The sequence below is a fragment of the Fictibacillus nanhaiensis genome (assembly GCF_023715445.1).
Lineage (GTDB): Bacteria > Bacillota > Bacilli > Bacillales > Fictibacillaceae > Fictibacillus > Fictibacillus nanhaiensis_D.
This window is the reverse complement of record NZ_JAMBOD010000001.1, coordinates 1,050,609-1,075,282: the sequence shown is the minus strand read 5'-3', so window position 1 is coordinate 1,075,282 and position 24,674 is coordinate 1,050,609. Positions and strand designations below refer to the sequence as shown.

32 protein-coding genes and 3 riboswitches are annotated in these 24,674 nt (G+C 37.5%); of the genes, 19 read left to right on the top strand and 13 right to left on the bottom strand.

Going from position 1 to position 24,674, the window contains the following annotated elements; all coding sequences use genetic code 11:
• The first annotated feature begins 113 nt into the window (after positions 1–113).
• The 3 genes from M3196_RS05555 to M3196_RS05545 all read left to right on the top strand — a co-directional run bounded on the left by M3196_RS05555 (position 114) and on the right by M3196_RS05545 (position 4,061).
• Complete coding sequence (locus M3196_RS05555; RefSeq protein WP_251321223.1) at positions 114–758, top strand: 3'-5' exonuclease; 645 nt, start codon at positions 114–116, stop codon at positions 756–758.
• Between the two features lie 219 nt (positions 759–977).
• On the top strand, positions 978–1,205 hold the full coding sequence (locus tag M3196_RS05550; RefSeq protein ID WP_251321222.1) for a hypothetical protein: 228 nt from the start codon (positions 978–980) through the stop codon (positions 1,203–1,205).
• Between the two features lie 201 nt (positions 1,206–1,406).
• Entirely contained in the window at positions 1,407–4,061 is a 2,655-nt protein-coding gene (locus M3196_RS05545; RefSeq protein WP_251321221.1) for a bifunctional diguanylate cyclase/phosphodiesterase, read from the top strand.
• A 27-nt stretch (positions 4,062–4,088) separates the two neighbouring features.
• Here the strand turns inward: M3196_RS05545 and M3196_RS22080 are convergent, their stop codons facing one another.
• Entirely contained in the window at positions 4,089–4,790 is a 702-nt protein-coding gene (locus M3196_RS22080; RefSeq protein ID WP_251321220.1) for a TrkA C-terminal domain-containing protein, read from the bottom strand.
• 133 nt (positions 4,791–4,923) lie between these two features.
• On the opposite strand from M3196_RS22080, the gene M3196_RS05535 reads away from it, so the two are divergent.
• Entirely contained in the window at positions 4,924–5,082 is a 159-nt protein-coding gene (locus tag M3196_RS05535) for a hypothetical protein (protein ID WP_251321219.1), read from the top strand.
• Between the two features lie 85 nt (positions 5,083–5,167).
• Positions 5,168–5,896 (top strand): GDSL-type esterase/lipase family protein, encoded by a 729-nt coding sequence (locus M3196_RS05530; protein ID WP_251321218.1) that lies wholly within the window; start codon positions 5,168–5,170, stop codon positions 5,894–5,896.
• A gap of 42 nt (positions 5,897–5,938) precedes the next feature.
• Here M3196_RS05530 and M3196_RS05525 read toward each other — a convergent pair whose 3' ends face one another.
• On the bottom strand, positions 5,939–6,133 hold the full coding sequence (locus M3196_RS05525; protein WP_251321217.1) for a hypothetical protein: 195 nt from the start codon (positions 6,131–6,133) through the stop codon (positions 5,939–5,941).
• A gap of 176 nt (positions 6,134–6,309) precedes the next feature.
• A riboswitch (cyclic di-AMP (ydaO/yuaA leader) is annotated at positions 6,310–6,473 on the top strand.
• A 169-nt stretch (positions 6,474–6,642) separates the two neighbouring features.
• On the opposite strand from M3196_RS05525, the gene M3196_RS05520 reads away from it, so the two are divergent.
• Together M3196_RS05520 and M3196_RS05515 are read left to right on the top strand one after the other, a co-directional pair.
• Positions 6,643–7,878, top strand: a complete 1,236-nt coding sequence (locus M3196_RS05520; protein ID WP_251321216.1) for a dicarboxylate/amino acid:cation symporter — start codon at positions 6,643–6,645, stop codon at positions 7,876–7,878.
• A 149-nt stretch (positions 7,879–8,027) separates the two neighbouring features.
• Positions 8,028–8,714, top strand: a complete 687-nt coding sequence (locus M3196_RS05515; RefSeq protein WP_251321215.1) for a hypothetical protein — start codon at positions 8,028–8,030, stop codon at positions 8,712–8,714.
• Here M3196_RS05515 and M3196_RS05510 read toward each other — a convergent pair.
• Positions 8,711–9,286 carry a DNA-3-methyladenine glycosylase gene (locus tag M3196_RS05510; protein WP_251321214.1) on the bottom strand — a complete coding sequence of 192 codons (576 nt, stop codon included), beginning with the start codon at positions 9,284–9,286 and terminating at the stop codon, positions 8,711–8,713. The two genes, M3196_RS05515 and M3196_RS05510, sit on opposite strands and share 4 nt — an antisense overlap.
• Before the next feature lie 163 nt (positions 9,287–9,449).
• Here M3196_RS05510 and M3196_RS05505 point away from each other — a divergent pair, with 163 nt between their 5' ends.
• From M3196_RS05505 to abbA, 4 genes are all read left to right on the top strand, one after another.
• Complete coding sequence (locus M3196_RS05505) at positions 9,450–9,614, top strand: hypothetical protein (protein WP_188401495.1); 165 nt, start codon at positions 9,450–9,452, stop codon at positions 9,612–9,614.
• 110 nt (positions 9,615–9,724) lie between these two features.
• Positions 9,725–9,913 (top strand): Fur-regulated basic protein FbpA, encoded by a 189-nt coding sequence (locus tag M3196_RS05500; protein WP_251321213.1) that lies wholly within the window; start codon positions 9,725–9,727, stop codon positions 9,911–9,913.
• A 121-nt stretch (positions 9,914–10,034) separates the two neighbouring features.
• Positions 10,035–10,119: riboswitch (cyclic di-GMP riboswitch) on the top strand.
• Between the two features lie 46 nt (positions 10,120–10,165).
• Entirely contained in the window at positions 10,166–10,351 is a 186-nt protein-coding gene (locus tag M3196_RS05495; protein WP_251321212.1) for a hypothetical protein, read from the top strand.
• Positions 10,352–10,440: 89 nt separating this feature from the next.
• Positions 10,441–10,629 carry an antirepressor AbbA gene (gene abbA / locus M3196_RS05490; RefSeq protein ID WP_251321211.1) on the top strand — a complete coding sequence of 63 codons (189 nt, stop codon included), beginning with the start codon at positions 10,441–10,443 and terminating at the stop codon, positions 10,627–10,629.
• Between the two features lie 41 nt (positions 10,630–10,670).
• On the opposite strand, the gene M3196_RS05485 is transcribed toward abbA, so the two are convergent.
• On the bottom strand, positions 10,671–10,883 hold the full coding sequence (locus M3196_RS05485) for a hypothetical protein (protein WP_251321210.1): 213 nt from the start codon (positions 10,881–10,883) through the stop codon (positions 10,671–10,673).
• A 221-nt stretch (positions 10,884–11,104) separates the two neighbouring features.
• Here M3196_RS05485 and M3196_RS05480 point away from each other — a divergent pair, with 221 nt between their 5' ends.
• From M3196_RS05480 to ytkD, 3 genes are all read left to right on the top strand, one after another.
• On the top strand, positions 11,105–11,368 hold the full coding sequence (locus tag M3196_RS05480) for a holin (RefSeq protein WP_251321209.1): 264 nt from the start codon (positions 11,105–11,107) through the stop codon (positions 11,366–11,368).
• 99 nt (positions 11,369–11,467) lie between these two features.
• Positions 11,468–12,010, top strand: coding sequence for a hypothetical protein (locus tag M3196_RS05475; protein ID WP_251321208.1), 543 nt, complete (start codon positions 11,468–11,470; stop codon positions 12,008–12,010).
• 96 nt (positions 12,011–12,106) lie between these two features.
• Positions 12,107–12,586 (top strand): RNA deprotection pyrophosphohydrolase, encoded by a 480-nt coding sequence (ytkD, locus tag M3196_RS05470; RefSeq protein WP_276531243.1) that lies wholly within the window; start codon positions 12,107–12,109, stop codon positions 12,584–12,586.
• Between the two features lie 7 nt (positions 12,587–12,593).
• Here the strand turns inward: ytkD and M3196_RS05465 are convergent, their stop codons facing one another.
• Genes M3196_RS05465 through M3196_RS05455 form a run of 3 tightly spaced genes read right to left on the bottom strand, consistent with a single transcriptional unit; the run spans position 12,594 to position 15,179 of the window.
• The gene (locus M3196_RS05465) at positions 12,594–13,400 is read right to left on the bottom strand and encodes an ABC transporter permease (protein ID WP_251321207.1); all 807 of its coding nucleotides are present in this window, start codon (positions 13,398–13,400) and stop codon (positions 12,594–12,596) included.
• The gene (locus M3196_RS05460; protein ID WP_251321206.1) at positions 13,378–14,157 is read right to left on the bottom strand and encodes an ABC transporter ATP-binding protein; all 780 of its coding nucleotides are present in this window, start codon (positions 14,155–14,157) and stop codon (positions 13,378–13,380) included. The genes M3196_RS05465 and M3196_RS05460 overlap by 23 nt, the downstream gene beginning before the upstream one ends.
• Before the next feature lie 17 nt (positions 14,158–14,174).
• Positions 14,175–15,179 carry an ABC transporter substrate-binding protein gene (locus M3196_RS05455; protein ID WP_251321205.1) on the bottom strand — a complete coding sequence of 335 codons (1,005 nt, stop codon included), beginning with the start codon at positions 15,177–15,179 and terminating at the stop codon, positions 14,175–14,177.
• 105 nt (positions 15,180–15,284) lie between these two features.
• Here M3196_RS05455 and M3196_RS05450 point away from each other — a divergent pair, with 105 nt between their 5' ends.
• On the top strand, positions 15,285–16,079 hold the full coding sequence (locus tag M3196_RS05450) for an alpha/beta hydrolase family protein (RefSeq protein WP_251321204.1): 795 nt from the start codon (positions 15,285–15,287) through the stop codon (positions 16,077–16,079).
• A 105-nt stretch (positions 16,080–16,184) separates the two neighbouring features.
• On the opposite strand, the gene pckA is transcribed toward M3196_RS05450, so the two are convergent.
• Positions 16,185–17,768 (bottom strand): phosphoenolpyruvate carboxykinase (ATP), encoded by a 1,584-nt coding sequence (pckA, locus tag M3196_RS05445; protein ID WP_251321203.1) that lies wholly within the window; start codon positions 17,766–17,768, stop codon positions 16,185–16,187.
• A gap of 261 nt (positions 17,769–18,029) precedes the next feature.
• A riboswitch (SAM riboswitch) is annotated at positions 18,030–18,163 on the top strand.
• Positions 18,164–18,326: 163 nt separating this feature from the next.
• On the opposite strand from pckA, the gene metK reads away from it, so the two are divergent.
• Positions 18,327–19,532, top strand: a complete 1,206-nt coding sequence (metK, locus tag M3196_RS05440) for a methionine adenosyltransferase (RefSeq protein WP_251321202.1) — start codon at positions 18,327–18,329, stop codon at positions 19,530–19,532.
• Positions 19,533–19,888: 356 nt separating this feature from the next.
• Here metK and M3196_RS05435 read toward each other — a convergent pair whose 3' ends face one another.
• The 4 genes from M3196_RS05435 to M3196_RS05420 all read right to left on the bottom strand — a co-directional run bounded on the left by M3196_RS05435 (position 19,889) and on the right by M3196_RS05420 (position 21,657).
• Positions 19,889–20,440 carry a phosphatase PAP2 family protein gene (locus M3196_RS05435; protein ID WP_251321201.1) on the bottom strand — a complete coding sequence of 184 codons (552 nt, stop codon included), beginning with the start codon at positions 20,438–20,440 and terminating at the stop codon, positions 19,889–19,891.
• A gap of 127 nt (positions 20,441–20,567) precedes the next feature.
• A complete protein-coding gene (locus M3196_RS05430; RefSeq protein ID WP_251321200.1) occupies positions 20,568–21,137 on the bottom strand; it encodes a manganese catalase family protein in 570 nt (189 codons plus the stop codon).
• 29 nt (positions 21,138–21,166) lie between these two features.
• The gene (locus M3196_RS05425; protein ID WP_251321735.1) at positions 21,167–21,394 is read right to left on the bottom strand and encodes a spore coat protein CotJB; all 228 of its coding nucleotides are present in this window, start codon (positions 21,392–21,394) and stop codon (positions 21,167–21,169) included.
• A 41-nt stretch (positions 21,395–21,435) separates the two neighbouring features.
• The gene (locus M3196_RS05420) at positions 21,436–21,657 is read right to left on the bottom strand and encodes a spore coat associated protein CotJA (protein ID WP_251321199.1); all 222 of its coding nucleotides are present in this window, start codon (positions 21,655–21,657) and stop codon (positions 21,436–21,438) included.
• A 142-nt stretch (positions 21,658–21,799) separates the two neighbouring features.
• On the opposite strand from M3196_RS05420, the gene M3196_RS05415 reads away from it, so the two are divergent.
• Entirely contained in the window at positions 21,800–22,171 is a 372-nt protein-coding gene (locus tag M3196_RS05415) for a VOC family protein (protein WP_251321198.1), read from the top strand.
• Here M3196_RS05415 and M3196_RS05410 read toward each other — a convergent pair.
• Positions 22,161–22,679 (bottom strand): gamma carbonic anhydrase family protein, encoded by a 519-nt coding sequence (locus M3196_RS05410; protein WP_251321197.1) that lies wholly within the window; start codon positions 22,677–22,679, stop codon positions 22,161–22,163. The two genes, M3196_RS05415 and M3196_RS05410, sit on opposite strands and share 11 nt — an antisense overlap.
• Positions 22,680–22,761: 82 nt before the next feature.
• On the opposite strand from M3196_RS05410, the gene M3196_RS05405 reads away from it, so the two are divergent.
• Positions 22,762–23,565: an alpha/beta hydrolase gene (locus M3196_RS05405; protein ID WP_251321196.1), complete on the top strand. Its 804-nt coding sequence runs from the start codon at positions 22,762–22,764 to the stop codon at positions 23,563–23,565.
• Between the two features lie 28 nt (positions 23,566–23,593).
• Positions 23,594–24,664 carry a tetraprenyl-beta-curcumene synthase family protein gene (locus M3196_RS05400; protein ID WP_251321195.1) on the top strand — a complete coding sequence of 357 codons (1,071 nt, stop codon included), beginning with the start codon at positions 23,594–23,596 and terminating at the stop codon, positions 24,662–24,664.
• Positions 24,665–24,674 lie beyond the last annotated feature (10 nt).

Here is a 24,674-nt window from a genome sequence, read left to right as displayed (position 1 = left end):
CCAGTTCATCTGTAATAAAACCTTTGGAAATATTTCATTTTGTTAACAAATCATCTACAATAATATGAGACATTCACCTAACGAAGAAAAGTGAAAGGCAGGTGTGGTGGAGGATGCAATATATTGTTTACGATTTAGAGATGACTAATAGATTGTCTGAAGTTATTGAAATTGGTGCGATACGTATGAAAGAAGTAAATGGTGAACTTCTTCTTCTTGACACGTTTCAGTCCTTTGTTCAACCGAAGATGGATAAATTAAATGCACGGATCACAAACCTTACTGGAATCACCAAGAAAGACTTAATGTCCGCTCCCGCTTTCACTGAAGCCATTGAAAGCTTCCGGTCATGGGTAGGATTGGAAGAATATTATTTGTGTTCTTGGGGACCAGAGGATAAATGGGCCCTTATAACTGACTCTACTTTCCACCATACAGACATTGAATGGATCATCAACCACAATGATCTGCAATTTCATTTTAGTATTCTGCATGACAGTGAAAAGGGGTTCCGTTACGGATTGTCTAGAGCACTTCAAACGATAGAACTGTCTTATGAGGGTTCTAAACATCGGGCTTTAGATGATGCTATAAATACAGCCCGTATCTTAAGGAAAATCTTTAACCAAATAAAATTCGCAAAAAATCCTGCTTCATATTTAGAATCAAAACTCTTTGAACCTGAAAAACTCGTATATAAAACAAAAACAGAAGCTAATGTCTCTCCATTTGCTTCATTATCAAAGTTATTTAACTAAAGTAATTTACACCTCATATGTAAACTCCTAATACTTTTATGTTAACACAAAATATGTTCATAGGACTTTTTTCCTGTTAATCCGACCTTTTTCGACAGAAAGAGTTAGGTATTATGGGTTAAAATCCATAAAAAGTAAGATATGTCGTCATTTGACGAATTGTTTTTGTAGGAAAATGACCTTAGTTTCGCTAATAATGATAGTGGGGGGTGTTTATTGGTGAACACTACATATTACATTACCAATAAAAATAATCAGTTGTTGGAGCTTTTAAATACGATTGATCATTGCTTGTCGGATGCGCGACTTGAAGAAGTGGATAATATTATACGTCTTAAAGAAGAATTATTGGCTAACGATGGAATACATATTACTCCGGAACAATTGAATAACATCATTTCTTTACTGTTATCTTTTGTTCCTATGAAAGTTAAAGAAGTAGGTTGAAATTAAAATAAGAGATTACTACGGTCGGACCTCTAAATAAGGGGTTCTTTTTTTATATACTCCTTATCAATTCGAAAACTCTCATAATAAGTATGGGGGTTGTTTTATTTTTTATGGTAAAAAAAATAACAATTAACTATACTTAATTTAGAAATTAGAATTTTTTGATAGTTTTATAAACTTTTATCAGGGAGATAAAACATGTTTCGTATAGAAGATCAAACAGAAATGAATACATTATTTAATGGGTTTCTCGATATGATGTTCTTAATGAAGGTATTAGATGATGGCAGCAGGTTTCAATATTCAGCTGCTAATGATTCAGCGCTGAACTATGCAGGTATTACGAGAGAAGTAATAGGAAAATACATGGATGAAGTTCTGGAGGAAGAACTTGCTGCAGAACTTCAGATTGTCTATGAAAAAACAGTAGCTCTGCAAAAACCTGTACAGGTTCAGACAGAGACCATTAGGAATGGTAAACTTCAAACTTCGGTAACTTATCTTACTCCTATACATAACCAGGAAGGAACATGTACACATTTACTTGCTTCTGTTAAAGACATTACCGAAGTGAAAAATATCGCCGAAAAACTGGAGAAATCAGAAGAGCAGTACCGGCTTCTGTATGCAGAACAAAAAAATGCCGAGTCATTGCTAATCGGCCAAAAACTTATTTTAGAGATGATTGCAAAGGGGAGCAGCTTACAAGATGTGTTTAAGGCCATCTCTTTAAATTTTGAAGCAGCGATGCCGCAATCTGAAGTATGTATACATTTAGCAAATGAACGAAATAGAAGACTGGAATATGCCTATTCTGCTAACCTGCCTGAATCATTCATTCAAGATATACATCAGATTGAAATAAGTCCGGCTGAGGAAAGCTGTGGAAGAGCAGCATTTACTTATAAACCTGTAATTCTAGCAGACATTGAAAAAGATTTGAAGAATCAAAAGAAGAAACAAATGGCTTTAGCTCATGGTGTTAGAGCTTGTTGGAGTCATCCGATTCTTTCCTCTTCTAATCAGCTGCTGGGTATATTGGCCGTTTACTTTAAAAAAACGTCTGTGCCTAACGATAAAGAATGGGGAACAATGGAGGCTTTTACGCATCTGGCGGGATTGGCGATCGAGCAAAAACAGAAGGAAGAAGCACTTCGAAAGAGTGAAGCGAAATTCAGGGCTATGACTGAGAATATTACTGATTTGATCGTTACACTTGATACAACCGGCAAAGTTAAATACACATCACCATCTTATCAGCTAATCTTTGGAACAGAAGCTAATCTCGGAAATTCTTTTCTTACATATACGCATCCCGATGATATTCAGGTTGTATCAGAAAAGTTCAAAACGCTTTTAAAGGACAAAATACCTTTAGGCGTACAGTTTCGATACCTTCATGGTAACGGACATTATGTCACGATTGAAGCCAGAGCTATGCCTGTTCTAAAGGAATCTGGTGAAATTGAGAACATAGTGGTTGTAGCAAGGGATATAACTGAAAGAAACAAGCATGAGCAATTAATTAAAAAGATGGCTTATCATGACCAGTTAACAGGCTTGCCGAACCGAAGATCGTTTACAGAAGAATTTGAAGGGCATATTCAAAAAGCGGAAATTAAGAAGCAGCAGCTTGGAATATTGTTTTTAGATATAGACCGCTTCAAATTTATTAACGATTCCCTCGGTCATTCTTTTGGTGATCTGGTGTTAAAAGAAGTTGCTTTAAGGCTCAAAAACTTTACCCGGGGATTTGGCAGGGTATACAGAATGAGTGGTGATGAGTTTACCATCATTTTAGAAAATATTAACCAGGACAAGCTAAAATACAAGATGGCTAAACTTTTGGAGCTTTTTTCAAAGCCTATCTTTGTTAAAGACGAAATGATACATATAACTGCAAGTATTGGAGTTTCACTTTATCCATTAGATGGCCATGATCCAAAGGTTTTATTGAAAAATGCAGACCTTGCTATGTACCGAGCTAAAGAAAATGGGAAGAATACGTATCAATATTATAAGAGTACACTTGACAGCAACAGTTATGAAAGGCTGTTAATGGAAAATGAACTTTACGCAGCAATTGAAAATAACGAGTTGCTTCTTCATTATCAGCCAAGGTTTTCGATTGACAGAAAAACCATTATTGCATTGGAAGCTTTGATTCGATGGGATCACCCCCGGTGGGGAATGATCTCTCCAGGTGAGTTTATCCCTCTTGCAGAAGAAACGGGTTTGATTACCAAAATAGGAGCATGGGTTATTCGCACAGCATGTAAACAAACAAAAGATTGGATCGAGAAAGGACTCCATCCAATAAAGATAGCGATCAACTTATCAGCACGGCAATTTTTGCAAAGAGATTTAGTGGCTTCTATTCAAGCGGTTTTAATGGAGTCTGGTTTGCCTCCAGAATATGTAGAGCTGGAGATTACAGAAAGTACCTTAATGAAGTATGAGGAAACCATTCTTTATACAATCGAGCAGCTAAAGAAGATGGGTGTACAGTTTGCTTTGGATGATTTTGGGACGGGTTATTCTTCAATGGGGTATCTGAAAAAATTCCAAATCGATACTTTGAAAATTGATCAATCCTTTATTCGGGGCATAGGCACGGAAACGGATGACTCGGCCATTGCTACAGCTATCATAACTTTAGCCCACGCTTTAAAAATGAATGTTGTTGCAGAAGGTGTGGAAACGGAGGAGCAATATAGATTTTTGGAAGAAAAAAATTGCAACGAAATACAAGGTTATTTCACTTGTAGGCCGATGGAAGCCCAAAAGATTGAAGTATTGCTTAATAACAATACGCCTAATTTTACAGTGTTAAATACGTTGACCATAACTTAATGATGAAAAGGAGCGAGTTGCTCCTTTTTAAATTTGATCCTCTTTTTCCTTTTTCTCTTTTAATTCTTTCATCTCTTTTTCAAACCTGTTATTTAGAGAGTCTAGATGTCCATATAAGTAGATCATATCTCCCTCTTGAATTTCTGTTGTGTAGCTATCCTTCCTTAATGTCATATCACCTCGTTTAATAAAAAGCACGTTCAGATCATCTTCACTTTTTATTATATCTTTTAAATATTTTCCAATTACAGATGAACCTTCATGGATTGGAAGTTCTACCACAACATCTTTTTCATCAAAATACATTACTTCACGGAGGGGTAAATCACTAAGGTTATATTGCTTATGCAAATGCTTTTTAAATAATTTTTCAAGGAAGTTTTTTAACTTTGGGACGCTTAAAATCAAATAAAAAATAATAAGGAAAAGAGCGATCATTCCAAGTTCAATTGATCGGAACTCATCAGATAATATATTGCTGATAGAAGAAATGACCACAGCGAGAGAAAAAACACCAAAAAGAATGAGGAACGTGCTCAGCCTTCTTCGTATTGGGTGTCCTAAAATCAGTTCAGACTCTCCAGTTGTAAACCCCGTAGCAGTAAACATGGAAATGACTTGAAACCGGGCAACCTCTTTCTTTAGTCCTGTCAGAGTAAATAAAAGAACGTTAATTTCTATGACGACTGCGATTATTGCAAAGTAAAGTAATATGAATAAAAACCCCACGAAGGCACCTCCGTCTTATTCTTTCTATACGTATATACCCTATTATTTTGTTTGTAATGATTGATTAAAAATTTTACTTCGTTTCATAAATGATCATTGCTTTTCATATAGTTTGGTACAGGAGGGGATTAATATGACAGGATTTTTGATCGCCCTATTACCAGCAGGTCTATTATGCGGAGGAGTAGCATTGCTCATACATTCATTTGTGAAAAAAGATACCTATCACTATGATAAGGAGCACCTTTGGGAAGATACGCCTCAAACTTCAGAAGACTACCGGATTAAATAATTTTTCAACAGCACATTCAATACTTGATATTTTCCTTCATTATGGTAAAAAGTAATAAAACAATAACAAGAATTGAGGACGTAATGTGAGGAAGGTATCAAAAAAATGGTTATTAGGAGGGGCGATTCTTGCTATCCTTCTATTTGCGGTATTTCAAGTTTTCGATAAAACGGAAGGTGCAGGAAAGACAAATACTATAAAAATCGCAGCTTTGGGTGACTCGTTAACATATGGAGTTGGCGATCCCTCAAAAACGGGATATATTGGGGTAGTTCGGCAAAATATACAGAATCAAACCGGAAGAAATGTAATTGTCAATAATTTTGGTATCAGCGGCCAGAGATCAGATCAGCTTTTGAGGCAACTGGATAACGGTGTTGTGATTAAAGCCTTAAAACAAGCTGACTATGTATTCGTATTTATTGGTACTAATGATTTTAGACACGCAGCAGGATGGAATTTCCGTCAGCTGCCCCAACAGCCGCTTCTTCTTGGAAAAGAAAAACTACGTAACAATTTAACCAAAACCTTAACAACAGTAAGAGAAAACAACTCTTTTGCACAAGTGTATGTACTCGGATTGTATAATCCTTATTTTGGAGAAGAATATGACCCTGCAGCTCCTGAAATTATCCGTTCGTGGAATGAAGCTATTATAGAAGTAAGCAAAGAAAGTACATTGACAAAATACATTTCAACGTATGAACTTTATGAAAATATTGAGAAAGAAATGTATTTTGCCGATTCGTTGCATCCCAACCGCAGAGGATATTATAAGATGGGGAACTGGGTATATAATCAATGGAAACCATAATAAAAAAGCTGGACGAGTATTTTGTCCAGCTTTTTTTATCATTTATTTTTTCAATTGAGCGTCTAATTTACCATTCATATCAATTAGAAATCCAATTTCGCGGCCCAATAATTCACCAAGTTCTTTTGCTTTTTTTTCACTTTCATTTTTTATCTGCTCAATCGTTAATTCGCCCTTTAGTTTTGAAGCACCAACAATAATGCTTAACTCACCTTTTTCATAAAATACGATCCTCATTTACAATACCTCCCTGAAAGATAGAACCTTTTACATAATTCGCTTATTTTTTTGTACTTATGGGGTAGAAAAGAAGTTTTGGAAAAACCTTCATGAGTAAACATTTAACTGGAATAAATAAGCACATTCAGAAATCTTGACAAATTTTTATGTATGTTGATAAGATTAAAACATATTAATATGATTCGCTGAATTCTTTTGTTCTATTCTGAATAAAAGAAGCGGGGGAACCACAACTTTGGCACTAAGCCTGGGATGAATTTGTGAACCAACCACAAAAGGGATAACTCTCAATTCCCTAATCCGACAGCTAACCTCGTAAGCGTTTTTGGAGAGAGAGCTTATACATGGGCTAAGTCTATGTGTTGCTGTGTAACCCCACGGAAAATTTCTCTCTATTTTTTTCGTGGTTTTTTATATGCAAACATAAAATTTAGGCATGTATTAGGACACACTCCTCATACTATAGTAACAATAGTAAGAATTTTCTAATAAAGGGGGATGCGTTTATGAAATTGTCAACTAAAATCTTGATTGCATTGGCACTTGGGGTAGTTGCAGGCCTTATTCTTAACTTAGCTATGCCAGATGCTTTCGGTACACTGGATAAATACGTATTAAAACCAGTAGGAACATTATTCTTAAACTTAATTAAAATGCTAGTTGTACCCATTGTGTTTTTCTCGATAGTACTAGGAACTGCAGGATTAGGTGATCCAAAGAAATTAGGTCGTATCGGTGCAAAAACTATCGGTTTCTTCCTTGCTACTACAACAATCGCCATCATTATTGCTATGGCTTTAGCACTTATTTTTAAACCTGGCGTGGGTGACTTTGAAACCGAAGGAGCAAAATTTGAAGCACAAGAAGCTCCAGCTGTTACAGATACTCTATTAGGAATTATTCCTACGAATCCTGTTCAGGCTATGGCTGATGGGAATATGCTTCAAATCATTGCTTTCTCAGTATTTGTTGGTTTTGCTTTAACAATGCTAGGAAGCAAGACAAAAGGAATTATGAATTTAATAGAACAAGGTAACGAAATTATGATGTACCTTGTTAATGTTGTCATGAAATTTGCTCCATACGGTGCCTTCGCATTGATTGCATCAGCTATTGGAAGCCAGGGTATGGATGCGATTAAAGCGATGGGTCTCTATATGATTATCGTTATTGCAGCTCTTGCCATTCATTCTGTAGTGACTTATGGGGGTTCAGTCGCACTGATTGCGAAGAAGAATCCGCTTTGGTTCTTTAAAGGTTTTGCGCCTGCTATGTCTGTAGCATTCAGTACTTCAAGTTCAAATGCTACACTTCCTATCTCTATGAAAACTGCTCAAGAAAACCTTGGCGTCCGCAAGTCTGTAAGCGGATTTGTTCAGCCGCTTGGTGCTACGATTAACATGGATGGAACAGCTATCATGCAAGGGGTTGCGACGATCTTTATCGCACAAGTGTATGATGTTAACTTAAGTATTGGTGCTATGCTGACTGTAATCTTAACAGCAGTACTCGCAAGTATCGGTACAGCAGGAGTTCCTGGAGTTGGACTTATCATGTTAGCAATGGTATTAAACTCTGTAGGATTGCCTGTAGAAGGTATCGCGTTGATTCTAGGTGTTGACCGGCTATTGGATATGCTTAGAACAGCTGTTAATATTACAGGGGATGCTGCTTGTGCAGTTATCGTTGATAAAGGTGAAGATAAGCACGTTAGTTCTAGAGAGCAGGAAGCTACTGCCTAAAAAAGAAATAAGAATGGCCGCAGGATTATTCCTGCGGTTTTTTTATGTCTAAATTACTAGTTTTGAAATAATGAGTAAAAAAATGTAAGCATAAAAGAAACTTCATGTTAAAATAAGAAGATACATAATTATTTTTCGGAGTGATACTTTTGGAAAAATGGCTTGAATTAATAATGCTTGCTGGAAAAGTTATTTGGGTGCAGATTAAAACAGTAACTAATCCCATATTCGTTTTATTGGAAAACGGTTTGAATTCATTCTGGTTTGTATTTGCTTTAACCATTATGGCGGGTTATGTATTATTGGAACTATTGAATAAAGGTATAGCTTTTTATCAGGCACATAATTTCATTCACCGTAAGATGGTTATCGAACCTGCACGTGATATTGAATTTAATCTTTTTCTTAAAACGCTTTGGCAATCAGACGGGTCAAAGGGTTTAACAAGAAATGCCAAATCAGCCAAAAGCCGCTATTTACAGTTTAACACTAATGAACGACTTTTTATTCAAAACTACTTAGGGAATAGATTAAGGTTCTTACGAAACAGTCAGCCCCTGTTCTTATTGACAGCTCTTTTTGGTGGCTTGATTTCCAGCATAATAGTAGATGTGCTTCCTCTTAATACCGTGAGCTTTACAGCTGAAAGCATGTTAAAAACTGTATTATTCTTGATTGTTTGGCTTTTTATTATGCAGATGAAATATGTATCTATAAAAAAACAGACGTATTACCATCTTGTTTGGATGCAGGAAACCAATAGAACTGCAGCTGTTGATCTAGTACATGAAGATGCGGCTGTTTCAATAGCCCACGAAAGCAACCCTACGTATTAACGTGATACGTAAGGGTTGTTTTTTATCCAGAACCGATAAGGGAAATGAACAGCCTCTTCAGCATATTGAATGCCTATTCGTGGTCCTGACGCTATTTCGTAAGGGTGAATCTCCAGCCTTTCTTGAATACTGATCCCTCCATCATTCATTTTTTGACCAGAATGTTCAAGAGTAAATCCCATGCTTTTAGAAAGCTTGCCTGGGCCATTTGTAAGCTGTACCTCTTTTTTTACTCCGATTCTTCTCTTTTTCATCAGCTCTATACCTTTTACTGGCTGAATAGCCCTGATTAAAATAGCTTCTGGTTTATCTAAAGGCCCTGAGACGATATTAAAACAAACGTGCATGCCATATATGAAATAAGTATATATCGTTCCTGCATGATGAAACATTACTTCAGTTCTAGCCGTTCTGCGGTTGCCGTAAGAGTGGGCTGCCCGGTCTTCAGGTCCTAAATAGGCCTCTGTTTCAACGATGATGCCGGATGTGATTCCTTCCTGATTTTCATGAACCAACTCCATGCCGAGTAGTTTTTTAGCCAGTGTAAGAGTAGGTAAATTCCAAAGATCCATAAATTTCTCCTAGCATGTATGATTTTGAGGGATATAAGTAAAATAACATATAGAATTTGTAGTATTATGTTACCTTTTGTCGGAGTTTTACAAACGTTAAAAAAAGGAAATAAAAAGTTTATAAAGAAGTTTTTATAAAGAAAATAAATAGGAGGCGTTTAATGTGGATGGCTGGGTTAATGAAACAGGAATTTATGAAAATCTCTCCAAACGACGCTGGGAATACTGGGAAGTAAGTCAACAAGGGATAAAAACAATGGTTTCCTGGCTTTGCTGGAATGCGCCTAATTCTGTTTATGAACAATGGAGTAAATCTGTCTTACATTAAACGAGTAACTTCAAGAGTTCCTTTCGTAATGAAAGGAGCTTTTTATTTTGTTAATATGCTTGAATCTTCTTTTAGGTGGTTAAAATGGTTAACAAAAAGGAGATTGAGGAATGAATCATTATAAAGGACAATTACGGAAAGCTGTTGAGGGAAGAAAGCAACGTTTAATTCAACGGCTCATTCATAAGGGGATATATGGGTATGAAGATCATAGGCATTTAACTGAATTTACACTAACAGAATTAGAATCGGAGTGGAAGAATGCACAGTTTTTAGGCAGAGAAGACCACATAAGTTAATTATTGTTAAAATATTTAAAAAAATACTTACTTTTTTCTTTTATGATTTGGTATAATATCCCTATGGGTAGGGAAAAGGATTTATTTTTACGACAAATTATCTTATGAAACGCCATAAATCGTTTGATAAAGGCAAATTCACTGAAAAGTGGGGACGCAAAGCTATAGGGGCTTCATTTATGAAAATATGCCAGCCAGCTACCTTACGAATCAATATCCTTCGATTTATGAATGAAGAGAGGGAGGATAAATATGGAAAATCAAATTTTGTTCTTATCCTGGTCGGTGATTGGGTTTTATTTAGCCGTTATTTTTTGTTTTGGTTTATTACTTTATTTTACTGCAAATATGTTAAAGAAGGATGCGCGCATTATCGATTATTTTACCAACGTGCTGATTATTATTGGTGCCATTACATGGGTTGTAATTACCAGTTAGATACAGATTGGAAATTTCCAAATTTTTAGTAAGGATAAACTTTTAAGCCCCGCGTTATAATGGATTCATACTTGAAGGGGGCTAATAAAATGAAATATAAAAAAAAGTTAAATCTCACAGATGAAGATAAAGATTTACTTGTTGAAGCTTTACTGAGCCAAGGCTATGCTTATGAGGTTGTTGATTCAGAATTAAAGGATCTTGAATATGAGCTTAAGCCAGGCTACGAATCTCAAATGAGAAAATTAAACGTATTATTAAGAAAATTACATAGCTAAAAAAAGCAAAAGATCTTTCGAGATCTTTTGCTTTTTGTATATTAAGTATCAAGCAAACCTTTTCTTCTAGCTTCCATGCGCCATTCAGCTTCTTTAACTAATCTTCTAGGCAGTTTTCCTCTATTTTTTAAAAAAGACCAATATGTTAAATATTGCTGGGGCCTCGAACCTGGAGATACATTCCGTGCATACTCCCACCAAGAGATTTCATTTGCTTCCAGACGTATAAGAAAAAGATCGTCACCTTTTACCATAAAAAACTCACTCCTGTCTTGCCTTTCATTACCATTAGTATGGACCGATTTAAATAAAATAACCGAAAAAAATCATGGCACTTCAGTTTATGCTAAAAGACTCATTCGGATTAGGACAAAAAGTAATTATTTAGTCAGGCAGGAATTAAGTTATGAAGCTTGAATCTTTAAGATACACAAAAGGTTGGAAGCGTGCTAAGAAAAAAGAGGAGGTGGTCCGGTTGGAGCAAGTACTCATGTTTTCTACGCTGTTAGCCCCATTAGTGACTGCTCTTATGGAGCTTCTAAAACGTACTTTCCCGATTCCTAAGAAATATATCCCTATTAGCAGCTTTTTTGTTGGATTAATAGTCGGATTCCTAGCCTCTCCTTTTACTGATATGACCGTTGAATTGCGTTTGTGGTCTGGTAGTATCGCAGGCTTGGCAGCAACTGGGTTGTATGAAATAGGAAAAAAGAGCAAAAAATCAAAGAGAACATGTTAATCAAAATCTCGTCAAACTCAAGTTTTCAGAAATAAGGTTTAGAATCTAGAATTCAGTGAATAGATTATAGTAAGAAAACAATGTAGGGTGGTGGATCTCGTGAAAGCTTTTATAGCACTTTGTTTTGCTGTTATGCTGTCCTTTCTAATTGTCCCTAACATTACAGAGAAAGTTCAAGAGGATTCCAATACTGCAGATAAAATGATCAATCAGCCGGTTACTGCTGAAGAGAGCAAAAATGGGGAAGGAAAAATCCATGAATTCAACGAGGATGTTGCTAAAAAAAATGCAAGCCTTTTCATGGAAGCTCTTAAGCAGGAAACAGATGAATATTATAAAGTAAAAAACTATTCTACTAAAGATGAACTTATTTCTCATCTAACCAATTATGTTTCTGAAGACATTGCAACATACTACACCGATGGTCTATTCGAAGAAAAAGAAAGTTCTTTATATATCATTCCGACTGAACTGCCACCGTGGTTAGAGGAAGAACAACCCGTAAACATCAAGCAGCTTTCGGATACTTCATACCGTGTTTATCAAAAAAATACTTCTGATCTTTATGGCATATACGAGATAACTTTAGGTTATGAATATATTGATGGCAAATGGATTATTACTTTTGCTTCTGTAGACTAAACATGGGGTTACCCATGTTTTTTCACGATTAAAACAAATGGACTTTAAATCATGTGAACTTTACAATAGAGGAAACAGTTGAGATGGAGTAATGCGATGGATATTATTACATTTAAAGATTTTTATAACAACACCGTACAATTATCGTTTACTGACCACCCATTTTCTGAGGCCCCAAAACATGTGTGGTGTATTTGTAAGTTTAAAGACCAATGGCTGCTAACCGAACATCCAAGACGCGGTATAGAATTTCCTGGCGGAAAAGTTGAGCCGGGCGAAACCGCAGATGAAGCAGCTGTTCGTGAAGTGTTTGAAGAAACCGGAGGCAGAGTTTCAGAATTAAAATACATTGGTCAATATTACGTAGATGGTAAAGGCGGAAAAATCATTAAAAATATTTATGTTGCGGTTGTTGATAAGATTTTATTGAAACACCGTTATTTTGAAACAAACGGACCTGTTTTAATGAGCGACCTGCCAGAAGACGTAGCAACGAACAAGACTTTCAGCTTTATGATGAAAGACCAGGTATTGCAAGAAAGCATGAAATACGCCCTCGAACATTCCCTGGTCTAATCAGAATTCATGAGTGATGTTTTATGAGTTTGCTCTCAAGGTACTCTACTCCTTGATACATAAAAGTAGCCATAACTGCAATAATCAAAAGACTCATTAACACAAGTGTAAAATTGAACACTTGAAAGCCGTATATAATCATATAGCCTAAACCTTGTTTAGATACGAGAAACTCACCAACGATAACTCCCACCCAAGATAAACCAACATTTACTTTTAAGGATGAAATAATGCTCGGGAAACAGGCGGGGAGGATGACCTCTTTAAAACACTGTTTTTTATTCCCCCCGAATGAGCGGACTACTTTAACATAGTTTTCATCAACGTTTTGAAACGCAGTATACACTACAAGCGTTGTAATAATGACGGAGATGAGTATCCCCATTGCTATAATTGAACCGAAGTTAGGTCCGATAGCAACAATAAGTATAGGACCTAAAGCAACTTTTGGCATAGCATTTAGGACGACTAGATAAGGATCCAGTACTTTTGATAAAAAAGGGGACCACCAAAGCAGCGCAGCTAATAAGGTTCCAAACAATGTTCCTAAAATAAATCCAAGAACAGTTTCGCCTAGAGTAAAAACAACATGGATATAAAGCGAGCCATCACTCACTTTCTCAATAAAAAGAGCCCATATTTTAGAAGGTGAACTAAACAGTAAAGGATTGATCCATCCCTGTTTAGAAGCAATTTCCCACAGTGAAAAAAAACTTAGAAAAATGAGCAGCTGGACAATCCAGATGTTTCGTTTTTCTTTTTTAATACCTGAAAGAAACTCAAGGTGTTTCTTATTCGAAATCGTTTTGCTCAATTTGTTCCAACTCCTCCCATATTTGCTGAAATGTTGCTGAAAAATCAGGATGCTGTCTCGCTTCAAAGGGCAGGAGGTTTTTGAGACTTTCCGTGATTTTAAACGTTCGGAAAATACGGCCAGGATTGCTGGATAACATTATCACACTGTCACTCATAGCTATTGCTTCACCAATATCGTGAGTAACGAGAATTGCCGTTTTTCCATGTTCTTTTAACGTAGAAGATACCAAGTCTTCCAATTTCAGCTTTGTTTGATAATCGAGAGCTGAAAATGGTTCATCTAGTAAAAGCAGTTTTGGCTGGGTGGCTAATGTACGGACAAGTGCCACCCTCTGCCTCATTCCCCCAGAAAGTTCTGAAGGGTATTTTTTGATTGTATGGTCCAACCCGATTTCTCGTAGAAGCCGAAAAGCTGATTGAATGTGTTCTTGTGTATACAGATTTCTTAGTTTTAAACCAAGCAAAATATTGTCTTCAATTGTCTTCCAAGGAAATAGATAATCCTGCTGCAGCATATAACCGATCTTAGGGTGCGGCTGATTTACAAGTTGATTATTAACCAAAACGGATCCCTCAGTAGGAATTAAAAGACCTGCAATAATGGAAAGCAAAGTCGATTTTCCGCATCCGCTTGGTCCAAGAATGGAAATAAATTCTCCCTCATTTACAGAAAGCGAAATATCTTCCAAGGCCGTTGTGGCGGATGTTTTTGAAAAGTAGGTTTGACCGACTGATTTTAGCTGCAAAAAGGCCACGACGATCCCTCCTGAACTTATTTAATCGCGTTTTTGGCTAGCGTTGTGTCCACCAAAACATCATATTCAATCTTTTTTGGAAGTTCTCCAGCCTCATCCATAATCATTTGCAGATTGTTCCATTCTTCCTCATCTAATATAGGATTTAAAGCAAAGCTGTGCTGGCTCTTATAGCGTTCTACAACCGTTTCAATTAATTCTACTGGGGTATCTTCAAAATAAGGTGCGATCACTTTGGCGATTTCAGCTGAAGAATGATTCTCTACCCACAGCTGTGCTTTATATAATCCTTTTGTGAATTTTTCCAGTGTTTCTTTATTCTCTTTCATATAGCTTTCTTTTGCCATGAAAGTCGTGTATGGAATTTTTCCGGATTCTGAACCAAACGAAGCTACAATGTGGCCGATGCCTTCCTGTTCAAAAAGACTTGCTTGCGGTTCAAATAACTGTACATAGTCACCTGTTCCGGACGCAAACGCGTTAGCAATATTTGCAAAATCAATGTTTTGGATCATTGTTAAATCATTCTTAGGATCGATCCCGTGTTTTTTTAGACCGAATTCACCTGCCATCTGCGGCATTCCACCTGTTCGCTGGCCTAAAAATGTACTCCCTTTCAGTTGCTCCCATGAAAAGAAATCAGGCTTTTTACGCGCCACTAAGAACGTTCCATCTGTTTGAGTCAGCTGTGCAAAGTTAATTACAGGGTCTGTAGATTCTTGTGCATGAACATAAATCGTAGTTTCTGAACCTACAAGGGCAACATCAGCTCCGTCTGACAATAAAGCGGTCATTGTTTTATCTCCGCCCCAAGTCGTTGTTAACTCTACTTTAATACCTTCATCTTCAAAAAATCCTTTTTCAATAGCCACATATTGAGGGGCATAAAAGATAGAACGAGTAACTTCAGCGATACGGACTTTTTCTTGTTTCGGACTGGAAGAGTTACACCCTGCTAAAAGTAAGGAAAAAGTAAGCAGACAAGTAAACAGTAATGTGAGTTTTCTTTTTATATGTTTCATTGCAATCCTCCTGCAGAATAGGGATGAAGTCATGACTTTTATGTAATAATGTATGTGATTAATGAAAAGGTGTGTTTGCCGACTAAATAAACAAGGAGTGTCGGAATGAAACGAGCAAAAATTGTAGAGTGGCAGCGATTTCCTTCCCCACATCCAACAATAAAGCTTTATGTTGTAACTTATTTGAATGGTGGTCTAAGAATAAAAGGTTTGGCAGCTCTACCTGAAGGTACAGGACCTTTTCCAGGATTCTTATACTTGCGGGGAGGAATTAAGTCCGTAGGTATGGTAAGAATCGCGAGGATCATTCAATTTGCTTCCCAAGGATTTGTTGTTATGGCTCCTTATTACAGAGGCAATCAGGGAGGTGAAGGTAACGAAGACTTTGCCGGGGAGGACCGAACAGATGCTTTTGCAGCATTTGAAGTGTTGAAACAGTTCCCGAAAGTAGATAAAAATGAGATTCACGTGTTTGGTTTCTCTCGAGGAGGACCTATGGCTCTTTTTACAGCGATCGAGTATCCGGAAATTCGCTCTGTTGTTACCTGGGGCGGTGTGACAGATATGGCGGTAACGTATGAGGAAAGAGAAGATTTACGCAGAATGATGAAAAGGGTCATTGGAGGAACGCCTGAAAAGTATCCTGAGGAATTTGAACGGAGATCACCACTGTACTATTGCGGTGAATTAGAAGTGCCATTACTCTGCATTCATGGTATGAAAGATGAAAACGTAAGTGTGGAGCATACATTAAAAATAGAAAAAAGGTTAAAAGAGCTTGGGAAACCTTGTCAAACCTGGATTTATCCAGAATATACACACTATTTCCCGCCAAAAGAAAATCGGAAAATTACATATGCCTTATGCGAGTGGATGAAGGAACATGGAAAAAGGAGCTGATTGATGATCAGCTCCTAAATGTTTTCTACACCTAACATCGTCCCAAGATGGTGTAAGAACAGGTCAATCTGTTCGTTGTAGTTCAGTTCACTTTTCGTATGTCGTTTATGCCAGTGGCCCAGCTTGCATGATTTCAAGAGAAACGGATTGAAACTTTTCAAAGTTTGCTTTGAATTTATCTGCAAGTTCTTTTGCTTTAATATCATATTGCTCTGGGTTTTCCCAAGTTTTCTTTGGCTGAAGAACTTGATCAGGCACACCAGGGCAATGTGTTGGAATATGAAGACCGAATACAGGGTCTATAACAGTTTCTGCAGATGTAAGCTCACCTTCAAGAGCAGCTTGCACCATTGAACGTGTATAAGCCAAGTTCATACGGCTTCCAACACCGTATTCGCCGCCAGACCAGCCTGTATTAACAAGAAAGACTTGAACATTATGCTGATCAATTTTCTTACCTAACATCTCAGCATAAACGGTTGCTGGCAAAGGAAGGAATGGAGCCCCGAAGCATGTTGAGAATGTTGCTTGCGGTGAAGTTACTCCTCTTTCAGTTCCAGCAAGTTTGCTTGTGTACCCGGATAAGAAGTGGTACATCGCTTGTTCTTTTGTTAGTTTACTGATTGGAGGCAATACTCCGAATGCATCAGCAGTTAAGAAGATGATTGTATTAGGATGACCAGCTACACTTGGCTGAATGATGTTTGGAATCGCATCAACAGGATAAGCCGCACGTGTATTTTCTGTTAAAGTTGAATCTTTATAATCAGCAATTCTAGAATCATCATCGATCATTACATTTTCCAGAACACTTCCAAAACGGATAGCATTCCAAATTTGCGGTTCTTTTTCTTGGGCAAGATCGATTGTCTTTGCATAGCATCCGCCTTCAATATTGAACACTCCTGTGTTTGCCCATCCGTGCTCGTCGTCCCCGATTAAGCGGCGGTTCGGGTCAGCTGAAAGTGTTGTTTTTCCAGTACCGGACAGACCGAAGAATAAAGCTACATCACCCTCATTCCCAACGTTCGCTGAGCAATGCATAGAAAGGATTCCTTTCTCAGGAAGTAAGTAATTCATAACGGAGAATACAGATTTTTTAATTTCACCAGCATATTCTGTCCCGCCGATCAGTACGATCCTTTTTTCAAACGAGATGATTATGAATGTTTCAGAATTTGTGCCATCTTCTGCAGGGTTAGCCTGGAAACCAGGTGCTGATACCACAGTGAATTCTGATTCGTGTGCAGTAAGCTCTACATCATTAGGACGTACAAACATTTGATGTGCAAATAAATTGTGCCAAGCATATTCGTTAATTACTTGAATAGGAAGACGGTACTCTTGATCTGCACCTGCAAACCCTTTAAACAAGAATAGCTCTTCTTTACTGCCTAAGTATTGAAGTACTTTTTTATATAATTTATCAAAGTTTTCAGGTGAAAATGGTTTGTTTACCTTGCCCCAGTCGATTAATTTTTTTACGGAGGCATCTTCCACGATAAATTTATCCTCTGGGGAACGACCTGTGTATTTCCCCGTAGTTGCTCGAAGTGCACCTGTAGATGTAAGAATGCCTTCTTTTCTTGATAATGATTTTTCTACTAAAACCGGAACAGGCAAGTTCTGGTGAGTCGTATCACGGGTCACAAGTTCATTTAAGGTTGTCGTAAATTCCAAAGTATTCATATCAGACAGTACCATCCTTTATCCTAGAGTGATATATTCGAAAATTAGTATAACACATTAAATTAAATAATGTATACTATTTTATGAAAGCGTTACAAAAAAGTTCTTATTGTTGAAAAAAAGGCTCTATATTCGAATGATTATCCATCATATTGAAAACGATTTCAAAATTTTACATGATAAACTTGTTTCTTCTTTTATTATAGGGTATTTCTATTGACATGACTATGTCATTACGCTATCATATTTCGAGAACGGCTACTCTTATTCTGAGTAGGTGGAGGGACAGGCCCTATGAAACCCAGCAACCGACATGAAAGTGGAACGAAGAAACGATCCACCAGAAATGAAAAGGTGCTAACCTGCAAGGTGAAAATAACCTTGGACAATAAGAGGTTGAAGGCATTTGGATTTTAAAACCTTTTCCCTCGTGAATGATATGTCAAACAGGGAAGGGCTTTTTTTATGCCTTTTTCAAGTTAAGAACATAAACTATGCATGTAAAGATAAGAATAAAGTACCGTATCATACTGAAAGCAATTAAGGGAGGATATTAATTTGTCCAAAAAAGTTAGTCGTCGTTTATTTACATCTGAGTCAGTTACAGAAGGTCATCCGGATAAAATTTGTGACCAGATTTCAGATGCGATTCTAGATGAAATCTTAGCAAATGATGCAAATGCTCGTGTAGCTTGTGAAACTTCTGTAACAACAGGTCTTGTTCTTGTTGCAGGTGAGATCACAACTTCAACATATGTAGATATCCCAAAAGTTGTCCGTGAGACAATTAAAGAAATCGGGTATGACCGTGCGAAATACGGTTTCGATTCTGAAACATGTGCTGTTCTGACTTCTATCGATGAGCAGTCTGCTGATATTGCTATGGGTGTAGACCAAGCACTAGAAGCTAGAGAAGGTTCAATGACAGATGCAGAAATCGAAGCAATCGGAGCAGGGGACCAAGGTCTTATGTTCGGTTTTGCTTGTAATGAAACAGAAGAGCTTATGCCTCTTCCGATCTCATTAGCACACAAATTATCCCGCCGTCTTACCGAGGTTCGTAAGTCTGAAGAGATTCCTTACTTGCGTCCAGATGGAAAAACTCAAGTAACAGTTGAGTATGATGAGAACGACAAGCCAGTACGTATCGATACAATCGTAATTTCAACTCAGCATCACCCAGAGAACACGCTTGAAGAAATTCAAAGAGACATTAAAGAAAAAGTAATCAAGCCAGTTGTTCCAGCTGAGTTAATCGATGAAAACACGAAATACTTCATTAACCCAACAGGACGTTTCGTAATCGGCGGACCACAAGGTGATGCTGGTCTTACAGGACGTAAGATCATCGTTGATACTTATGGTGGTTATGCGCGTCACGGTGGCGGAGCATTCTCTGGTAAGGATGCTACAAAAGTTGACCGTTCTGCTGCATATGCTGCACGTTATGTTGCAAAAAATATCGTAGCATCAGGCTTAGCTGATAAAGTTGAAGTTCAGCTTGCATATGCAATCGGTGTTGCACAACCAGTATCAATCGCTGTAAACACGTTTGAAACAGGTAAAGTATCTGAAGAAGTTCTTGTAGAACTCGTTCGTAACAACTTTGATCTTCGTCCGGCTGGAATTATCAAGATGCTTGATCTTCGTCGCCCGATCTACAAGCAAACTGCTGCATATGGTCATTTTGGCCGTACAGATATCGCCCTTCCTTGGGAGAAAACTGACAAAGCAGAAGAGCTTAAAAAACAAGCAAATATCTAATGTTAATAAAAACAGACTTCCATTCAAGGGAGTCTGTTTTTTAGGCTTTGATGTGTACTCGCCTTGTCGAAAATTCGATATCTTTAAAATAACGTGGGATTATTGGAATTAATGTGGGATTATTTTAAATAACGTGGGATTTTCAGAATTAATGTGGGATTCACTGATTTTTACCCATACCTCAAACGTAATCACATGAAAAAAGCTTGCCATTTTTACTGGCAGGCTTCTTTTTATATAAATATATGATTTTTTACTTCTAAATTGTGACTTTTGGTCTTCCGATTGATTAATAATGTGTCCTTTATCGGTAGAGCCTTCAAATGAGGGCAAGCTTCTTATTTCCTTTATCTCCTTTAGTATAAATAAGGCAACATAAAAGCTTTTACTAAAAATAAAGAAAAGAAGCTGGAACTAATACCAAGAATCATACCTGCTAGAACATCAGAAGGATAGTGAAGTCCAAGGTACATTCGTGAAATTGCTACTAAAAGAGCAGCAAAAAGCAAAAACATACCAATAAAAGGATTTAAGATGATTAATGGAGTAACAATTGAAAAAATAGCGGTTGTATGTCCAGATGGGAAGGAATGATCTTTCAAAGGATTATTTCCTATATTCGTATCAGGCAAGCTTAAGTAAGGTCGTTTTCGCGGGTACATTTTTTTGGAAATTGCAACAGGAATGTGACTGATTATGAGTGAGAACATACAAATGATGCCCCATGACTTTAAGTGTTCAGGGAGAAGAAATAAAAGCAGAACTGCTGTAGAAATCGTAGCTGTTGCCCCGCCAAGATGAGTCCACATTTGAAAGAAACGGTCCATTGAACTTCGGTGCATTCTTCCATTAATAAGCCGGAAAAACGTACATTCTTTTTCATAAAGCCAATTCATAACTTTTGTCACGTTAATCCCCCTTTGATTTATAACTTGCTAATATAAGCATAAGACATATATGTTAGGGAAAAATGAAGCCAGTGTAAAATATTATTAAAATAAAAAAACGTCCTGAATAAATCAGGACGGTTCAACGTTAAAAGAATATTTTCCGGTCTCTTTCTTCTTTCAGTATTTCAACAGCTTCACGAAAACGTTGAGAGTGAATAATCTCTCTTTCTCTTAAAAAACGCAGGGCGTCATTTAGATCAGGATCATCTGACATATTAATAATCCACTGATAAGTAGCACGTGCCTTTTCCTCTGCTGCGATATCCTCGTACAGATCTGCGATTGGATCACCTTTTGCTGCTATGTAACTTGCAGTAAAAGGTACACCAGCTGCATTATGATAAAATAATGCACTGTCGTGATTAACATAATGGTCTTCTATTCCAGCGGCTTTAATTTGTTCTGGAGTTGCATCTTTCGTCAGTTTATAGATCATGGTTGCAATCATTTCGAGATGGGCAAATTCTTCTGTCCCAATATCGGTTAATAGACCGATTACTTTATCAGGAATCGTATACCGCTGATTTAAGTAACGAAGTGCGGCTGCAAGTTCACCGTCAGAACCGCCATACTGTTCGATTAGATATTTTGCGAGTCTCGGGTTGCATGATGTTACTTTTACCGGGTATTGCAGTTTCTTCTCATAAACCCACATTTCTTATTACCCCCTTTTCCTTTTCCTTTTTACAGCTGCCACGGCCACGGTCCGCTGCTCCAATTCCAGGGCATTCCGGAATAACTGTTTCCATACTGCTGAAGGGGACCATATTTTGACTCAATAGCTCGTTTTATTTTCTTCCTCTGCTGTGCATATTGATTAAATTGATGAATCGCATTTTGATCTTGCGGGTGAGTATCTAAATATAAAGTTAATTCCACGAGCACAAAGTCAACAGCTTGTAGCTCTTCCATCCACTGATAGAACTCTTCAGGTAAAGTTTGCTGCACAGCTGTTACCCCCTTTTTTCATAAGGATTTTCGTAATAATCATAAAAGGCAGGCCACAAAGTACCTTTTTGCAATGCTTCTTTCGGTGAAAATTGAGGAAGGTCATATGGCTGGAACCCCATATATAAATTAGGAGGTGTAGAATAAAATTTTGGACCGATCGGCGGACAAGGATCAAAAGGACTATGATAAGGAACATACGACTTAACATTGGTGTTTCGATTCATTTAAACACTTCCTTTTCATAAAGTAACATTTATTTAAAGGTATTCACTATGGGAGGTGTTTCAGCACTAATAAATCTCCATTTCTTTTTATTTATGATAAAATTATGGGCAAATCAAGAATTGAAAATGAGGTGAAGGACTCGTGTACAAAGGAATACATCATGTATCACTGCTGGTAACAAATCTGAAGGAATCTTTGTATTTTTACGAAGGGATTCTAGGATTTAAACAAAATAAAAAACGCCCTCAATTTGATTTTCCGGGCGTTTGGTATGATTTAGGCGATACTCAGCTTCACTTACTTGTCCATAATAAAGGGAAAGCAAGAAGAAACACGACTGAAATTGACAGCAGAGACGGACATTTTGCAATAAGAGTAGAAGACATGGAAAAACTCCTCAAAACGCTTGATACACATGGGGTTAAATACTTGAATAAACCAAACAACAAAACAGATTGGCATCAGGTATTTGTAAGTGATCCTGATGGCAACCTGATTGAGTTTAACGCTTAATCTGAAGAGACTTGTAATATTGACCTTTTTCATAATATTCACGGCGTATACGGTCCATATCCAGAATATCTTCTTCGGTTAGTTCGCGAATAACTTTTGCTGGTCGGCCGAAAACAAGTGTGTTTGGAGGAATAACTTTTCCTGGTGGAACGAGACTCCCAGCACCTATAAAGGCACCTTTGCCAATATGTGCTCCATCGAGCACTAATGAACCCATGCCAATTAATGCATTTTCCTCAATTGTACAGCTGTGCAAAATTACACTATGTCCTACCGTAACCCCATCTTTCAAATGAAGTGTGCGATTCGGACTTTGGTGAAGAACGGAATTATCTTGGACATTTACATAATTGCCAATGATTGTGGGAGATACATCGCCACGTATCGTGGTATTAAACCAAATGGAAGAATATTCTCCAATCTGAACATCACCGGTAATTGTTACATAGTCTGCAATAAATGCAGTTTTAGAAATTCTGGGCTTTTTTTCTCCATATGGATAAATCATATTTACACATCCTGTTTTTTTATTAATTAAGTATAGTGTAGCAAATCGTATACCTTTATGAATAGGAAAGAGGGTGCAATATATGTGGACTTGGACGACGGACCAGGACGAGATTAAAGGGACAATCGTAGTGGTACATGGTGCAAACGAGCATCATGGAAGGTATGACTGGGTGATCAGACAATTGAATGATTCAGGCTTTAACTGTGTTTCTGGAGATCTTCCTGGGCAAGGCACAACAACGAGAAGAAGAGGGCACATTGATACGTTTGACGAATATATCTTTACGATTGAGAAGTGGTTTTTAGAGGCTCAAAAATTAGAAGGACCTGTTTATATATTTGGTCACAGTATGGGGGGGCTTGCCGTTATACGTACGCTCATGGAGAAGAAACTGGACGTTAAAGCTGTTGTTTTATCATCTCCATGCCTGGGACTAGTTCATTTGCCCTCACGAGGTAAAGAAGCACTTTCTTTGTTATTGAATAAACTTGCACCTGGGGTAAGGCTTCCAACGAATTTGCCTGAAGGCAGTGCAACAAGAAATGAAGAAATACGGGTACGGGATAAACAGGATAATTTAATCGTAAAGAAAGTCTCAGTCAGATGGTACAGAGAATTGACGGCGTCTATGAAACATGTTTTTGATTATTATAAAACTTTTCCGAATGTGCCTTTGCTCCTTATCCAGGCTGGTGACGATCTTATAGTAGATAAAGAAGCGGTTAAGCGATGGTTTAATGGTATAAACCTCGAAGAAAAGTGGTACAAAGAATTTCCATCGCTCTATCACGAAGTTTTAAATGAACCTGAACGGGAAAATGTTTTTGAATATGTAAAAAGTTTTTTATATCTGCATAGTGAAGCCAATAAAGGAAAATGGTAAAGAAAGAATAATCAAAAGGAGCCTTAATATGAACAAAGTTCCGGTTCACCCTTGGGGATTGATGTATTCCGTTTATACCAATGTTTTTCCTGCTGTTGGCCAGCTGCTTCAAAAATGGCGTGATAAAGCTGAAAAGATACCCAATCCTGAATTACGGCAGCAGGCATTGAGCAGTATTTCTGATAAGATGTTTCACTGTGAAGGTGGAGCCATTCTTACACTCCTAGCTGGAAAGCATAAAAACAAAGCGATGGAATTTGTGGTGGCCTACCAGACGATCAGTGATTATTTAGATAATCTCTGTGATCGAAGTACTTCCTTAAGCGAAAAAGACTTCAGGGCGCTTCATGAAAGTATGTTCCATGCACTGAGTCCCGGCGCACAACCTGTCAATTACTACAGATATCGGGAAGAGCAACAGGATGGCGGGTATCTGGCTGAACTTGTTTTAACTTGCCAGAATGTGCTGTCTGATATGCAGGCTTATCCCAACATCGCAAGTGAACTGATTGGCCTAGCTCAAATCTATTGTGACCTTCAAGTTCATAAGCATGTGGTTGTGCAGGAAAGGGAACCGCGGCTGATTAGCTGGTTTGGAGAATATCAATCAGTGCTGCCGGACATAACATGGTATGAATTTTCAGCATGTGCCGGTTCTACTCTGGGGATTTTTTGCTTAGTAAGCTATGCATTAAATGGAAACTTCACAAAAGAGTCTGCAGAAACAATAAAAAAAGGGTATTTTCCATGGCTGCAAGGGTTACATATTCTGCTGGATTATTTTATTGATCAAAACGAGGACAAGCTTGAAGGGGATCTGAATTTTTGCACGTATTATAAAAATGAACAGCATATGCTTGAACGAATGGTTTACTTTGCAAAAAAAGCAGATAAAAGCTGTTCGAAACTGCCGAACTCCAAATTTCACCGCCTTATCCAAAGGGGGCTTCTCGGCATCTATTTAGCTGACAGAAAAGTCTCTGATTGTCCTGTTATTAAAAAAATGGCCTCTCAACTAGTAAAAGTAGGAGGCGTAACGAGCTATTTCTTTTACTTGAACCGAAAAGTTTATCAAAAACTAAAACCATCGATATCTTAAAGCTAGAGGC